Here is a 14,820-nt window from a genome sequence, read left to right as displayed (position 1 = left end):
GTCAATGCATCTGCAGGACGCGTGGCACGCCGCGATCACTCGTCACGCACGCGACTACTTGCTAAATCCGACGGTCGCGATGGTCGAAATGATCCGCGGAAAGTCCCGCTTTGCGGTGGGTTACCACACACGCCTCAAGCTCTCCGGCCATTCATTTGACGAATATGTCGTGCAGGATGCTGACCAGTTTGTACGTGATCTCGCGCACTCGCGCTGGATCGTGCGAGGCCAGCCAGAGCAAAGCGCATTGCTTAACCGGCTGGTCGCATTCGGGGGCCCGATGTTCCGGGTATTTTCCCCCGGGGAACTCGATGTGATACACGCCTGGATAGCATCCCTGCCTGCCGACACACCGCAGGGATCCTCTACCAACAGCTCGCGGGTCACGACATCGGCTACCGCCGCACCATGTGTTCCGGGTGACCATGGTGTTGCCGAAGCGACCGCATGTGCTGATGCCGACAGGACTCGTATGCGCGCGGCGAGCAAGTTGGGGGCGCGCGAACTGTATCACCGCTTGCTTAACCACGAGAGCAACCCGTCCGTTTTCGACGCGGCCGGCGCGTTCGCGCAAACATGGCTGGCGCGCGTCGCCCGGCTCGTTGATTACGGTCCGGACATGTTGCCGTTCGTAGACTACACGCATCAACGCTTGCGACACTGGTTCGAGGATCGGGCGTTGCGGCAGGCACAGTCGTATGCAGGTCCAGGCCAGGACATCGACAAGCCGCGCGAACAGGTGATCGAGGAGGCCGTGCAGTTGTGCCCGATGATTTTCGTCGATGGCGGCTGGGTGCAACGGTGGACCAACGCCGGTTACGTGGAAACAGGCATCGGCTCATTGCTATTCGAGATCTTTTCTGACGAGATCGGCAATGGCGACCCGCAACTGAATCATCCGAATATCTATCGCGATCTCATGCAGCAGATGGGTATCGATCTGCCGGATTTCAGAAGTCGTGCATTCGCAATGAGCAAACTGTTCAGCGACGCCGCTTTTGAAGTGCCCGCATTCTGGCTGTCGATCTCTCAGTTTCCGCGCCGTTTTCTGCCGGAAACGCTCGGATTGAATCTGGCGATGGAGCTGTCAGGTGTCGGAGGCGCATACCGCACGGCGCGCGACGAACTGCGCCACTACCGGTTCGATACCCGTTTCGTTGACCTGCACAACACGATCGATAACGTCTCGACCGGGCACTCTGCCATGGCGCTACGCGCTATCGAACTTTACATGGACGCGGCGCTGGCCATGGCCAGCCCGGCGGCATCGCGCACGCAGTGGCGCCGTGTATGGACCGGTTTTCGCGCACTCGCGATTCCAAGGCGCAGTTGGAAGGAAATGTTCTCAAAACCGGAATATATGGTTTGACGATTCACGCGCCATACGCTGAAGAAAGGAATGTGAGAGTGAATTCATATGTCATTGGTGTCTCGTTCGGTTATCACGATAGCGCAGCCGCGATCATTCGCGACGGCGAGATCGTCGCCGCAGCGCAGGAGGAACGCTTCACGCGGATCCGGCACGATCCGGGTTTCCCATTGAACGCGCTGCGCTACTGCCTGCGCGAGGCCGGCGTCACACTTGCGGACGTCTCCGCGATTTTCTATTACGAGAATCCAGTCAAAAAGCTTGGCCGGATAGTATCGACCTACTTCGCTTTTGGCGCCCGAGGCTTCCGCTCCTTCATTTCGGACGTGCCAGGCTGGCTCACGGACAAGGTGTTCGTCAAGCAACTGATTCGAGGGGAGCTGGAGAACGGCTTCGGGGTATCGGCGCGACATACCGAGATCCATTACGTCGATCACCATGTGTCGCATGCTTCGGCAGCCTTCTTCCCCGGGCCGTTCGCGGAAGCGGCCGTGTTGTGCGTTGACGGCGTGGGCGAATGGGCGACCACTAGCGCATGGGTCGGCGAGCAAAACGCATTGCATCCGGTCTGGGACATTCGCTTTCCTCACTCGCTCGGTCTCTTGTACTCGGCAATGACGTACTTCTGTGGCTTTAAGGTCGATTCGGGCGAATACAAGTTGATGGGACTCGCGCCGTATGGCGTGCCGGTCTACTACAACACGATTCTCGACAACCTGATCGATCTGAAGCCCGACGGAAGCTTCTGGTTGAACATGAAGTACTTTGACTATGCAGTCGGCAACAGCATGGTCACCGAACATTTCGCGGCGCTGTTCGGCGGCCCGCGCCGCGAACCCGAGAGCCGTATCACGAGGCGCGAGTTTGACCTCGCCGCATCAGTGCAGCGCGTGCTCGAGGAAGCGATGCTGCGCATCGGTCGAACGTTACGCGCGCAGACAGGCCAATCCAATCTGTGTCTTGCGGGAGGTGTCGCGCTGAATTGCGTTGCGAACGGCAAGTTGCTCGAGGCGCGGGTCTTCGACCAGATCTGGGTGCAACCTGCTGCCGGCGATGCGGGCGGCGCGGTGGGCGCGGCGCTCGCTGGCTGGCACATGCAGATGGGGCGCACTCGCACGGTTGGAGCAATGGACAGGATGAAGGCAACCCTGCTCGGCACCTCGTATAGCAATGCCGAAATCGAGGTCATGCTCAACGGACATGGTGCGGTGTTCGAGCGCCTTTCCGATGAATCTCTGGCCACGCACGTCGCGGAGCTACTTGCGAGAGGCAACGTGGTGGGCTGGTTTCAAGGCCGCATGGAATTCGGACCACGCGCTCTAGGTGCGCGCTCCATTCTCGGAGACCCGCGTAACCAGACGATGCAAAGCGTGATGAATCTGAAGATCAAGAACCGGGAGTCGTTCCGGCCTTTTGCGCCCGCCGTGCTTGAGGAACACGCGCAGGAATGGTTTGGACTGGGTAGCGCGAGCCCTTACATGCTGTTCGTCGTCGATGTTCAACCCATGCATCGCAAACAGCTCAGTGCGCCGCAGCAAACGCTGACTGGCATCGATTTGCTCAATTGCGTCCGCTCGTCGATTCCTGCCGTCACGCACGTCGATTTCTCGGCGCGCGTGCAGACGGTCGGGAATGACGCAAATCCCCGTTTCCGACAGCTTCTCGAAGCGTTTCATCAGCTGACGGGTTGTCCGGTTCTCGTTAACACGTCATTCAATGTGCGCGGCGAGCCCATCGTCGAGACGCCGTCGAATGCGTATCTTTGCTTTATGCGCACGCAGATGGATTACCTGGTAATCGGGAACTATGTGCTGCGTAAAACCGATCAGCCGGAACTGGTGGAAGAGGGTGACTGGCGTACCGAATTCGCACTCGACTGAACCGGCGGCGAAACCGCTGTATCCATACATTTCCTTATGAGACATCCATGAAAATGGTCTTGAGGTTTGCATTGCTCGCGATTCTCACGTTGTCGTTTTTTATCTTCGTTGTCCCGCTAGGCGTATGTGCACGACTCATCTCGGACAAGCTCCGTTTGCGCAGGAATGTTCGGCTATCAACCTACTTTCACCTTTATCCAGTTGTTCGGACCAACGACGCTGGCCTTCACCAGGACAGCGTGCGGCAGTTCACGCATGGCAATTCCTGATATCGGCACTAGGAGGCTGAATGGACAGACAAGCATTGACACACGATGAGGCGGTTCGCGAGGTGTACCGGTTGACACCGCAGATCCGTGAGTATGACGAGTTCATGTACCTCGGCGTACGCTGGTTGCCGTACACGATGTTTTTTCATCAAAAGAACTATCGATCCGACGTGATCAACACGGACGACTTGGGCTTTCGGCTCAGCACATTCGGTGACATTCGAGATGTAAGCGTGGCCAACTTGCCGAAGGGGCGACCAGTCAACTTGCTCGTTGGCGGTTCGACCGCTTTGGGGACCGGCGCTACGGCAGACTCGCATACGGTTGCTTCACGGCTTGCCGCCAGGACTGGCGAGCCATGGTTGAATTTCAGCGGACGCGGCTATAACGCGGTTCAAGAGGTGCTGATGTACATGATGCATCAGCACCGTTTCGAGCGGATCAATCATGTAGTGATACTGAGCGGCATCAACACGCTTGCGCTCGAAGGGCAGCCGGATGAACTCGCCACCGACCACGGGCGTTATTACTATTCATTCGAGTACCAGCACTACATGAATCGCTACAACGACGATCTGAAACGACGCGCGCGAACTTACGCGTCGGCGCTGGACGGTCGCGAGAAGAATTTCATCTCCCGCTACATTAATCGGTTGCTGTCTGAGGACAACCCTGCGGACGTGGTGATCACCGACGAAGGTATCCACACAGGTGCGCGGGTCAGACGTGCCGCATGGGTCGTGTCGAATGCGATGAAGCAGTGGCAGCAATTGCTGGCCGGAACGGGCGCGAAGCTGAGTTTCGTCTTGCAACCAATGTCGTCGTGGACCCGGAATCATCTGACGGTGGAAGAAGGCTCGATCTTTCACGCCATAGACAGTTGTCCGAACAACTTCTGGCGACTCTTTTCGGGGATCCTCGGCAAGGAGATTCATGGCCCGTTTGCCGACGGAATACGAGAGGCCTGCGAGAGGCAGGAGATCGGTTTCGCGGATATGAACACGCTCCTGCGCGATTCGCCAGTCATCGACAACTACCTGTTTGTAGACCGTGTGCATTTCAACGACAAGGGCTATGACGAAGTGGCAGGCTTGATTGCCGACAAAGTGCTTTGACGATTTGCCCGAAGGGGCATTGGGAGACATTCATGAAAACGCAGACGAAGAAGTCTGGTCCATTTGCGGCTCTCGCCGCGCTGTTTCGCAAGCTGTTCCGGAAGAAAAAGAAGAACCGGGAGAACTCGATCTATCCGCTTCGCTGAGGGCATGGAACAGGCTGACGAGGTGCCTTCAACCAGCAGGGCGCCACGAAGTTCATCTCTATTCGGGGGCAGTGAGCGCCCCCTGTACACAAGGACAGGAGTCTCGTGAAGATTTTTTCTATGAAGCCGGGGCATGATGGCGCCGTCGCGCTGGTCGATGCGGCAGCCGGTAGGTTGGAATGGTCATTCGAACCGGAAAAAGACAGTTTTCCACGCTACGAAGTGTTCAATCCGTCGCAGTTTGTGTTTGCCGCCGAGCAACTCGGGGCAATGCCGGACGTGTTTGCCGTAAGCGGGTGGGGCAAAGGCTCGATGGCTGCTAACGCACCCATTGGCGCCGGCTACTACGGGCACGGCAACGAGGCGGTCCAGCATCACCATACGACAATGTTCGGCGCAAACGTCAACTATTTCTCCAGCAGCCATGAACGCTCTCACATCTGGTGCACTTATGGTCTGTCGCCTTTCGAGCAAGGAAGGCCGTGCTATGTGCTGACATGGGAAGGCGCGCTCGGTGACTTCTATCGGGTCGACGAGAAACTGGACGTGCAACACGTCGGTCGCGTGATGATGACGCCAGGCAACAAGTATGCATTCCTGTACGCACTCGCGGACCCCACGTTCACGCTGCCGAAGGGCAAGCTGCGTAATGAAGATCCAGGCAAGCTGATGGCACTGTGCGCGTATGGGAAGTCCGGCGAAATGACGCCCGACGAGCGCGAGATCACCGATTTTCTGCTGAAGCGCGACAGTATTCTGGCAACGCTGGCGAAGGACGATCTACGTGGTTCGAAATATCACAACCTTGGCTTGCAGCATCCCGATTTCACCCGGCTGGCGAAGCGATACTCCGATGAGATATTCAACCGTTTTTATCTGTACGCGAAAGAGCATCTGACTAACGGATATCCGCTGTTGATTGCCGGAGGATGTGGCCTGAACTGCGACTGGAACACGATGTGGCGCAATAGTGGGTTATTCGAGGACGTATTCGTCCCTCCCTGCACGAACGATACGGGCTCCGCGATCGGCACCGCTGTCGACGCGATGCGGGAATTCACAGGCCGCGCGAAGCTCGAATGGACCGTCTACAGCGACCGTGCGTTTATTGACGATCAGCCGGATATGCCGGACGTAGTGACTTATCCGCTCGATCTAGCGCACGTCGCCGGCTTTCTCGCAGAGAACAAGATTGTTGCGTGGACTCAGGGACGGTGCGAGATGGGTCCGCGCGCACTCGGCAACCGGTCGATACTCGCCGCACCGTTCGCTCGCGCTATGTGTGATCGGCTGAACCGCGTCAAGAAGCGCGAAGAATTTCGTCCAGTAGCGCCGATCTGCATGGAGGAAGAAATGTCTCGCCACTTCGACTGGGTCGGACCTTCGCCGCACATGTTGTATTTCCAGAAAGTGCGGAATCCGGAGCTGGCTGCAATCACACACGTCGACAGAACTGCGCGCGTGCAGACCGTTAACGCGCAGCAGAATCCACGCATGCACGCGCTGCTCGAACAGTTTCGTAGTCAGACCGGTTCAGGCGTGCTGTGCAACACATCTCTGAACTTCAACGGGACCGGATTTATCAACCGCACGAGCGATCTCTACCAGTACTGCAAAACCACCGGAATTGACGCCTTCGTTTATGACGATCGGTTCTGCGTGATCCGCAAGTAATTTCACATCGGGCGGCCAGACGGTCGCCCGGTCGGGTTTTTCGAATCGCATGCGCTTTGCCCTGAAAATTCCTCAACCATGACCGCCAAAATTCTCTACGTTTACGCTCCAGCGGGACCTCCGCTCGATTACCTCTTTCCGAAAGTCGCGAGCCGCGGCGATGTGCACACCTGCATCGTTAGCAAGCCGTCCGCCCGCAACCTCGAAACACTGTCCCGGTACAGCGCAGCGCTGCACGATTTTAGCGGCCTGCACCCGGACGACGGTTTCGCGCGCATTACTGAAATCGCGCATGCACTGAAACCGGATGCCGTGTTCACATTTTCTGAGTTCCTTCTGAAATCTGTGTCGGAGTTAGCTGCGCAACTCGGCCTGCGTGGCGTGGGCCCAAATGTCGACCTGGCACGCAACAAGACGTTGATGCGCCAGCGCTGGCAGGAAGCTGGCTTGCCGCAACCAGCGTTTTGCGCGATCCGGCGGCCCGAAGATCTGCATCGGATCGCGGAGTTGCGTTTTCCGGTGCTCCTCAAACTGGCATATGGCGCAGGTTCGATCGGCCAGCAGATAGTGCGTGGCATGCATGAGCTCGACGGTGCCGTTGCTCGTCTTCTTGATGCCACCGAGGCGGCGCGTCGTGCGGGAAAGCATGAGTTCTCCGAACGGTCTGGCTTTCCACAACTGGTCGCCGAGGAAATCATCGAGTCGACGACCGAGTCGTGGTACGCCGAAGACGGATACGGCGACTATCTTAGCGTCGAGGGGCTCGTGCGGGACGGCGAGTATTTTCCGCTTGCCATGACGGGCCGTCTGCGAACCATTGAGCCGTTCACTGAGTTGGGTAACGTGGCGCCATGCGTGTTGAGCCGCGACAGGAAGGAGCAGATCGTCGCCATGACCCGGATCGCGATCGACGCCCTCGGTTTCGAAAACTGCGCGACCCACACCGAAATGAAGCTAATGGCGAATGGTGCGGTGTCGTTTCTCGAAACCGCCGCCCGGATGGGCGGAGTCGCCATCGCCAAGGAAGTGGATGAGGTGTTCGACATCGACTATATCGATTTGTTTCTTGACGTGATGCTCGGTGTGGAGGCGCCGATTCCCTTATTCGAGCAGCATCCGCCGCGTTGTGCAACTGCGTCTGTCGCCCTGATTGGCTGCGACAGCAATGGCACGCCGTGGCGCGGCGCCAAGACCTTCAGGCCGGAGTTGGTCGACTGGCATACGCTGGTCGGCGAGCGCGCCAAGGTCGGAATAGAAGCTGCCCAGTCGGCGGAGGCGGGCAGTTGCATGACGCCATACGACGGTGCAGGCGGATTGCTGAACTATGCGGGACAAGCGTTCCTCTTTAGCGCTAACCCGGCCGATTTGAAATCTGCGGCCTATAGCCTGATCGACGGGCTCGAGTCGCGTTTGCCCGATCACGCATGGAGCTCCAACGGAAACTGCGCACAATGAATCAGACCCCCTTCCGAGTGAGCGTGCTGCTCTGGATTGTCAATCTTTCGTCCATCGCGGCGAGCGTGTTTAGTTATGTCTACCTATCCTACGTGGCGTATCAGAAGACCAGTTCAATGCTGCTGTCCGAAGCGGTCTTGCTCGCGCCCATGGTCATTCCGGTCCTGCTGTGTCTGGTCATCAACGCGGCGGCTAGCAGGCATTCACCGAAGACGATCCTCGTCGGGTTCAACCTCGCCGGTGCGTTGGTCGCGGTGGCGACCTACGCGCTGGTCGACCGCTTTGTGGCGGCGGCGATCGTCGGTACGCTGGTGATTGGTTTTCTCGACGCGACACAACGGATCGCCCGAACCGTCGCGATCAAGCGCTATTTTTCGACGAGCGACATTCGGTACGCGTTGCCAATCACGCTGACTGCACAGTTCATCGCCGGTGCGATTGCGGGTGTCGTGCTGTCGCTATACAAGAGCGAGATTACGTCAGCGATGGCAGGAGCGGTCACGATCGCAGCGTACAGCCTGGCCACGCTGGCGGCGGTGCTGTTGCCCGCCGCGCCCGCCCAGCCCGCGCCCGGTGTGTCGGCAGGTGCTTTTCGTGCGCTCACGAAGGTGCTGCGGACATCGCCGGCGTTGCAGCGCCAATTTTTCGCTTTCGTCCTGCTGGTCTCGGTGTACCAGGGGTTCTTCAACGTGTCGCGGGTGACTTTGCCAACCTCGGTGCTCGGCCTGTCGCAGACCTATGTCGGCTATCTGCAGATCATCAGCGCAACATCGGCCCTGGTCGCGGCATTGCTGTTTGCGTTCGCTAGCCGGCGTGGCGTCACGCCCGGCAAGGCGGCGATGTTCGCGATGAACGCGATCTGCCTCGGTGCGATGGTGGGATCGACGGCGTCAAGGAGCGTAACGGTCAGCTACGCGCTCTATTTCGTCTATATGTTTTTCTGGGAGGTGCTGTTTTTCAAACATCAGGGCGACGTCGTCGCGGCGACGCCACCCGAGCATATCGCGCTCGTCGCCACTTTCCAGTATGCGAGCGTCTATCTCGGGATGATCGTCACGGGCCTTGCTGGTAGCTGGATCGCAGAGGAGTATGGCCTGTTCGTCGCGGCACTGGTGTTCATTGTGCTCTACGTCGCAAGCATGACGTGGAACGCCGTGCGGGAGATCGGTGCGTTGAGCGAGTCGGCCTACAGCCGCTAAGTGGACAGGCTTTACTCAGAGCTGCGGGACACGTTGCAGTACTCCATTGACAAGTAAACGCGATGAATAAAACTATGCCGCTCGTCATGATTCATGGCCTGTTCGGGTCACAAAGCTTCTATGCGCCGAACCGGCGCATAGCCGACGTCGATGTTCATACGCCCGATCTGCTTGGCTACGGCATGCTTGGAAGCACCGCGGTCGAGCCGATCACGCTGACTAGACAGGCGGAGCATGTAATCCGCTATGTGCGGGAGCGGGCCGGTGCGCCGTGTGTCCTGCTGGGACACAGCGTCGGCGGCGCGATCGCGATGCTCGCTGCCGCGTCTGCGCCCGAGCTCGTGTGCGGGGTGATCAATGTCGAAGGCAACTTTACGCTCGAGGATGCGTTCTGGTGCCGCAAGATTGCCAACCTCGACGCCGCTGCGTGGCGGGCGGAGCACGCGCGCCTTGTCGCTGACCCGCAAGGCTGGCTAACGAACGGGGGCATTGCCGTGACGCCGCAGCGTCTCGAATGGGCGCGCGCCGTACTCGAGAATCAACCGCATCAAACGATTCAGGCCATGGCGCTCGCGGTGGTAAGGGAAACAGGCGCACCCGGTTTCCGTTCGAGCGTGCGCACGGTCGTCGAGCACGGCACGCCTTTGTTCATGCTCGCCGGCGAACGGTCCGCCTCCGGATGGCATGCGCCAGACTGGGCGTACGCCGCGGCGCGCTCGTATGTGATCCAACCGGAGGTCGGCCACATGATGATGCTTGAGGAGCCCGACGAGTTCTGCCGGATCATCGCCGCGATGGTGGCCCAGATCGCGGCCTGTCCACATGGTGGTTCTGTCAGTTCGACTGCGGCGAAGTCCGGTTTCATGGAAATGAAAGTGTAAGCTTGCTCCGGGTCGTTTGTTGACTCGCAAGGCGACGGTCTATCGGGGGCTGGGTGGTGCGACAGGCATGCAAACTCCAACCGCTCAATGCTCGCCTTGCTGCCGCAACAACTCTTCACGCAGACGCAGAAGCGGCGCCTTGGTGTCCTTGTCGGCCCACGTGTCGAGATCGTCCAAGGCACGCTGGCAGCCGTCGAGCACGAGGTCGAGGTCTACCGGCACGCCGTTGTTCAGCGCGAACTCGATGGTCTCGGCGAACTGCTGGCACTCGTCCTCGCCGTACGAGATGTCGAGGTTGTCGGCGATCACTTCGGCGATATTGCTGCGCGCCTTGTCGTCCGGCGTCACCATGTCGACGATGCCGCGCGCCACCGCCGGCGAGTAGTACAAAGCGATGTCGAGCCACTGCGCCGGATCGAAATCGGCCTGGTCGAACTGGCTCTCGAAGAACTCGATCGCTTCCTGTTCGTGCGCCTCGTCGGCGTCGACGCTGATGCACAACTGCTCAAAAAATTCTTCCCGCTCGCTGCGGATATAACCGTCCATCGATGCCTCGTTTGCTGAATGCCGGATGCCTGAAAAAGGCGGCGTGGGCGGGCAGGTGCCTTGTCCACGCGGCACGCATTATAGGACGGCCGGCTGACAGTCGAGCGACGCCGCGCGGATCGGCGCACACATGGCGCACATTACGATTTGCTTGAGTTGCCCGGATCGGCGCCTGGCCAGCGCTGAGTATTGGCTGAAGCGTCTCGTGCAGCCACCGCTTACGCCGTGTCCGCCACCCACGCATCGAACCACTCGCGCGGCTGCGCGATTTCATTCTGGGCGGCCACCAGTTCGAGCTCATAGCGCCCAGCCTGCCAGGTCGTCTTGACCACCGCATTCACGGCGGCCAGCGTGTGCTCGAAGGCCGCGCGAATCGAATCGCCGAGCAGCGTACGCGCGACGAACACCGCGCTCGTCAGATCGCCCACGCCCACCGGTTGCCGCGCGAACGGATAGAGTGGGCGTTGCCCCATCCACGATTCGCGTTCGGTGACGACCAGCATGTTGAAGCGGTCGGCGGGACTGTTGCGATCGAGCAGATGCTTGACCAGCACCAGCTTCGGCCCACGCGCGATGAGTTCGCGGCATGCAGTCACGGCTTCTTCCAGCGTATCGATCTCGCGGCCCACCAGACGCTGCAATTCGGTGTGGTTCGGCGCCATGGCGTCGGCCATCTCGGGCATGGTGCGCACGAGAAACTCCTGAATGCCCGGCTCGACCTTGCAGCCGCTTGCCGCGCCCATCACCGGATCGCAGAAGTACCAGGCGCGCGGATTGGCGGCCTTCACGGCCTTGACGATCTCCAGCACCGACTCCGCCTGTTCGGGCGTGCCCAGATAGCCGGACAACACCGCATCGCAGCGCGGCAGCATGCCGATCGCGCCGATGCCGTCGACCAGATCTTCCATTTGCGCGCCGTCGATCGCGCTGCCGGTCCAATGGCCGTATTGCGTGTGGTTCGAGAACTGCACAGTATTGAGCGGCCAGACATTGACGCCGAGCCGACGCATCGGAAACACCGCCGCGCTGTTGCCGGCGTGACCGAAGACGACATGTGACTGGATGCTCAGAACGTTTTTCGTCATGGTGTGGCCCGCGCAACGGGTCTGCGCGATCAATGAAAACGGCAAGGGTGCACCGCGGCGGCGATCCGGCAAGCACCGGACGCCTCATGCGGCAGGATTGCTTCAGATGGTGCGGGAAATCGGCACGCGCTGCATCGTCAGGCAACAATACATGAGTTTGCCGCGCGCGAGTCGATCCGTCCCCGAGTTGTTGCGCCGAACCATCAGACGCGCACGCGGCGGAGGACGGCTGCGGAGCCGCCCGCCGCTTGCAAAATGCTGCGGGCCACAGCCGTTCGAACTTAGGTGAGCTCGCGATACAACGCCAGATAACGCTTCGCCGAGGCGCCCCAGCCGAAGTCCTGGCGCATCGCGCGCCGTTGCGTCGCTTTCCATTCGGTGCGGCGCCCATAGAGCGCGAACGCGCGGCGGATGGCCGCGCCGATCCCTTTCGGCTCGAATCGTTCGAACACGAAACCGGTGGCGAGGTCGTCGGCGAGATTTTCGAGCGACGCGTCCACTACCGTATCCGCGAGACCGCCCACGCAATGCACGAGCGGCAGCGACCCGTAGGCCAGCGCATACAGTTGCGTGAGACCGCATGGTTCGAAACGCGAGGGCACCGCGATCACGTCGCTGCCCGCGACGATCGTATGCGCGAGCGTTTCATCGAATCCCAGCTCCACCGCCACGGACTCAGGATGCGTATGCGCGACGCGTTTCAAACCGTTCTCCAGCGCCGGGTCGCCGGTGCCGAACACGACCAGCTGCCCGCCGTGTTTGATGATTTCCGGCACGGCTTCGAGCAGCAGGTCGAGGCCTTTCTGCTCGGTCAGCCGGCTCACCACGCCGAACAGCAGCGCATCGCTTTTCTGCGCGAGGCCGAAGCGTTTTTGCAGTGCTTCCTTGCACGCAAGCTTGCCGGCGAGCCGCGTCGCGGTGTAGTGATTTTCGAGCAACGTATCGGTACCGGGACACCAGACCGTGTAGTCGACGCCGTTCAGAATGCCGCTCAGATCGTGCGCGCGATGGCGCAGCAAACCGTCAAGGCCGCCACCCTGGGCGAGCGTCTGGATTTCGCGTGCATAGGTCGGGCTGACCGTGGTGATGCGGTCGCTGTAGTAGAGCCCCGCCTTGAGAAACGACATCTGTCCGTAGAACTCGACGCCGTGCACGCTGAAAAAATCGTCCGGCAGGCCGAGCTGACCGAACTGGTGCGCGGGAAATACGCCTTGATACGCGAGGTTGTGCACAGTGAAGACGCTGCGCGCGAAGCGCTTGCCATGCTGGCGCTCGGCCGCCTTCAGATAGGCCGGAGCGAGCCCCGCATGCCAGTCGTGCGCGTGAACGATCTGCGGCGACCAGGCCGGGTCCAGTTGCTGTGCGAGTTGCGCGGCGACCCAGCCGAGCAGCGCGAAACGCTGCGCATTGTCGCCGTAAGGCACGTGTTCGTCGTTCAGATACGGATTGCCGGGCCGGTCGTACAGCGTGGCCGAGCGGATCACATAGACGACGAGGCCGTTCGATGCCAGCGCGCCCCGTTCAAGCGTGACGCCCGGCGCGTCGAAGCGGCGGCCCAGTTGCGCGACCGGCGTCAGGTCGGTCAGACCGGCGACCACCGCCGGAAAGCCGGGCAGTAGCACCCGCACATCGGCGCCGCGCTCGATCAGCGCGGGCGGCAATGCGCCCGCGACGTCGGCGAGACCGCCCGTTTTGAGGAGGGGATACAGCTCGCTTGCGACGTGCAGGGCGCGAATCGTCATAGGCTCAGTCTCTGTCCTGTTGGTTCGGGTTGGGCGCGGCTCAGCCGGCGGCAGCCGGTTTGACTAGACCTTCTGCTGCAGCGCTTCCGGTGTGACCAGCACGACACCGTCGTCGGTACGGTAGAAGCGCTCGGCGTCGCTCACCGGATCTTCGCCGATCACCGTGCCCTCCGGTATCGTGCAGCCGCGGTCTATCACCACTTTCTGCAACCGGCAGCTCGCGCCGACGGTGACCTGCGGCAACAAGACTGCCTCATTGATGTTACAGAACGAACTCACTTTTACATTCGACGAGAGCACAGAGCGCGAAATCTGCGAGCCCGAGATCACGCAGCCGCCGCACACGATCAGATTATTGCCCGAGCCTTGCAAGCCCTTCATGTCGCGCACGAACTTGGCGGGCGGCAACTGCTCCTGGTATGTCCAGATCGGCCAGTTGCGGTCGTAGAGATCGAGCGTCGGGATGGTGGAGGCGAGGTCGAGATTGGCGGCCCAGTAGGCGTCGATCGTGCCGACGTCGCGCCAGTACGGCTCGACGTTCGGATCCGACGACACGCACGACATGCTGAACGGATGCGCGATCGCCGTGCCTTGTGTGACCACGCGCGGCAGGATGTCCTTGCCGAAGTCGTGATCGGTGTCGATGCTGGAAATGTTCTCTTCGAGCAGCGAATACAGGTAATCCGCGCTGAACACGTAGATGCCCATGCTGGCCAGCGCCGTATCCGGGCGGCCCGGAATGCAGGGCGGATCGGCGGGCTTTTCCAGGAAGTCGGTTACGCGGCGGTTTCCATCCACGTGCATCACGCCGAAGGCCACCGCCTCCATGCGCGGCACCTCGATACAGCCGACCGTGCAATCCGCGCCGCTTTCGGCGTGGTCGGCGATCATGCGCGTGTAGTCCATCTTATAGATGTGGTCGCCCGCCAGCACCACCACGTATTTCGGCCGGATCGAACGGATGATGTCGAGGTTCTGAAAAACGGCGTCCGCCGTGCCGCGATACCAGTGCGCGCCTTCCACGCGTTGCTGCGCGGGCCACAAGTCGATGAATTCCCCCATCTCGCCGCGCAGGAAACTCCAGCCGCGCTGCAGGTGGCGCAAGAGCGAGTGCGCCTTGTATTGCGTGACGACCGCGATGCGGCGGATGCCGGAGTTCAGACAGTTGGAGAGCGCGAAATCGATGATCCGGTATTTGCCGCCGAAGTGCACGGCCGGCTTGACGCGTTTGTTGGTAAGCGGCCCGAGCCGCGTGCCCCGTCCGCCCGCAAGGACGATGGCGAGGGTAGTGCGTTGCAGATCGTTCAGCCGTGCCGGAGTGTCCATGTCTGTCTCCTGATTAGTATGCCCCGGATGGGTGGGTCGCTTGCTCTCCACTGATGAATCGTGCTGCGCGGCGGCGCCGTCTTCGCGGGCCCGTCTGCTAGTTCTAGCACTGATTTGCCGCGCACGCGTAGTC

General features: G+C 60.5%; 11 protein-coding genes. 7 read left to right on the top strand and 4 right to left on the bottom strand.

Going from position 1 to position 14,820, the window contains the following annotated elements:
* The first annotated feature begins 4 nt into the window (after positions 1-4).
* The 7 genes from ACFSNN_RS40745 (at position 5) to ACFSNN_RS40715 (ending at position 9,988) form a co-directional block, all read left to right on the top strand.
* Positions 5-1,369, top strand: a complete 1,365-nt coding sequence (locus ACFSNN_RS40745) for an iron-containing redox enzyme family protein (protein WP_377689389.1) — start codon at positions 5-7, stop codon at positions 1,367-1,369.
* A 38-nt stretch (positions 1,370-1,407) separates the two neighbouring features.
* On the top strand, positions 1,408-3,249 hold the full coding sequence (locus ACFSNN_RS40740) for a carbamoyltransferase family protein (RefSeq protein WP_208949472.1): 1,842 nt from the start codon (positions 1,408-1,410) through the stop codon (positions 3,247-3,249).
* A gap of 289 nt (positions 3,250-3,538) precedes the next feature.
* A complete protein-coding gene (locus ACFSNN_RS40735; protein ID WP_134456471.1) occupies positions 3,539-4,633 on the top strand; it encodes an SGNH/GDSL hydrolase family protein in 1,095 nt (364 codons plus the stop codon).
* A gap of 266 nt (positions 4,634-4,899) precedes the next feature.
* Entirely contained in the window at positions 4,900-6,453 is a 1,554-nt protein-coding gene (locus ACFSNN_RS40730; protein ID WP_134458912.1) for a carbamoyltransferase C-terminal domain-containing protein, read from the top strand.
* A gap of 78 nt (positions 6,454-6,531) precedes the next feature.
* On the top strand, positions 6,532-7,908 hold the full coding sequence (locus tag ACFSNN_RS40725) for an ATP-grasp domain-containing protein (RefSeq protein WP_134456470.1): 1,377 nt from the start codon (positions 6,532-6,534) through the stop codon (positions 7,906-7,908).
* Positions 7,905-9,107, top strand: coding sequence for an MFS transporter (locus ACFSNN_RS40720; protein WP_134456469.1), 1,203 nt, complete (start codon positions 7,905-7,907; stop codon positions 9,105-9,107). Before ACFSNN_RS40725 ends, ACFSNN_RS40720 begins: the two co-directional genes overlap by 4 nt.
* Positions 9,108-9,169: 62 nt before the next feature.
* Entirely contained in the window at positions 9,170-9,988 is an 819-nt protein-coding gene (locus ACFSNN_RS40715) for an alpha/beta fold hydrolase (RefSeq protein ID WP_134456468.1), read from the top strand.
* Between the two features lie 84 nt (positions 9,989-10,072).
* Here ACFSNN_RS40715 and ACFSNN_RS40710 read toward each other — a convergent pair whose 3' ends face one another.
* The 4 genes from ACFSNN_RS40710 to glgC form a co-directional block, all read right to left on the bottom strand.
* Positions 10,073-10,534 (bottom strand): hypothetical protein, encoded by a 462-nt coding sequence (locus ACFSNN_RS40710; protein WP_134456467.1) that lies wholly within the window; start codon positions 10,532-10,534, stop codon positions 10,073-10,075.
* A gap of 218 nt (positions 10,535-10,752) precedes the next feature.
* Positions 10,753-11,619 (bottom strand): pyridoxal kinase PdxY, encoded by an 867-nt coding sequence (gene pdxY / locus ACFSNN_RS40705; RefSeq protein ID WP_134456466.1) that lies wholly within the window; start codon positions 11,617-11,619, stop codon positions 10,753-10,755.
* Positions 11,620-11,900: 281 nt separating this feature from the next.
* Positions 11,901-13,361, bottom strand: coding sequence for a glycogen synthase GlgA (gene glgA, locus ACFSNN_RS40700; RefSeq protein ID WP_134456465.1), 1,461 nt, complete (start codon positions 13,359-13,361; stop codon positions 11,901-11,903).
* A 63-nt stretch (positions 13,362-13,424) separates the two neighbouring features.
* Positions 13,425-14,687, bottom strand: a complete 1,263-nt coding sequence (glgC, locus tag ACFSNN_RS40695; protein ID WP_134456464.1) for a glucose-1-phosphate adenylyltransferase — start codon at positions 14,685-14,687, stop codon at positions 13,425-13,427.
* Positions 14,688-14,820 lie beyond the last annotated feature (133 nt).

This window comes from Paraburkholderia dipogonis (assembly GCF_042680985.1).
GTDB classification, from domain to species: Bacteria; Pseudomonadota; Gammaproteobacteria; order Burkholderiales; family Burkholderiaceae; genus Paraburkholderia; species Paraburkholderia phytofirmans.
This window is presented reverse-complemented; position numbering and strand designations above follow the sequence as displayed.

What these genes read in the sequence shown, in the direction of transcription:
- ACFSNN_RS40745 (WP_377689389.1), top strand. Translation starts at nt 5, where the DNA reads ATGCATCTGCAGGACGCGTGGCACGCCGCGATCACTCGTCACGCACGC.
- ACFSNN_RS40735 (WP_134456471.1), top strand. Translation starts at nt 3,539, where the DNA reads ATGGACAGACAAGCATTGACACACGATGAGGCGGTTCGCGAGGTGTAC.
- ACFSNN_RS40730 (WP_134458912.1), top strand. Translation starts at nt 4,900, where the DNA reads ATGAAGCCGGGGCATGATGGCGCCGTCGCGCTGGTCGATGCGGCAGCC.
- ACFSNN_RS40725 (WP_134456470.1), top strand. Translation starts at nt 6,532, where the DNA reads ATGACCGCCAAAATTCTCTACGTTTACGCTCCAGCGGGACCTCCGCTC.
- ACFSNN_RS40720 (WP_134456469.1), top strand. Translation starts at nt 7,905, where the DNA reads ATGAATCAGACCCCCTTCCGAGTGAGCGTGCTGCTCTGGATTGTCAAT.
- ACFSNN_RS40715 (WP_134456468.1), top strand. Translation starts at nt 9,170, where the DNA reads ATGAATAAAACTATGCCGCTCGTCATGATTCATGGCCTGTTCGGGTCA.
- ACFSNN_RS40710 (WP_134456467.1), bottom strand. Translation starts at nt 10,534, where the DNA reads ATGGACGGTTATATCCGCAGCGAGCGGGAAGAATTTTTTGAGCAGTTG.
- pdxY (WP_134456466.1), bottom strand. Translation starts at nt 11,619, where the DNA reads ATGACGAAAAACGTTCTGAGCATCCAGTCACATGTCGTCTTCGGTCAC.
- glgA (WP_134456465.1), bottom strand. Translation starts at nt 13,361, where the DNA reads ATGACGATTCGCGCCCTGCACGTCGCAAGCGAGCTGTATCCCCTCCTC.
- glgC (WP_134456464.1), bottom strand. Translation starts at nt 14,687, where the DNA reads ATGGACACTCCGGCACGGCTGAACGATCTGCAACGCACTACCCTCGCC.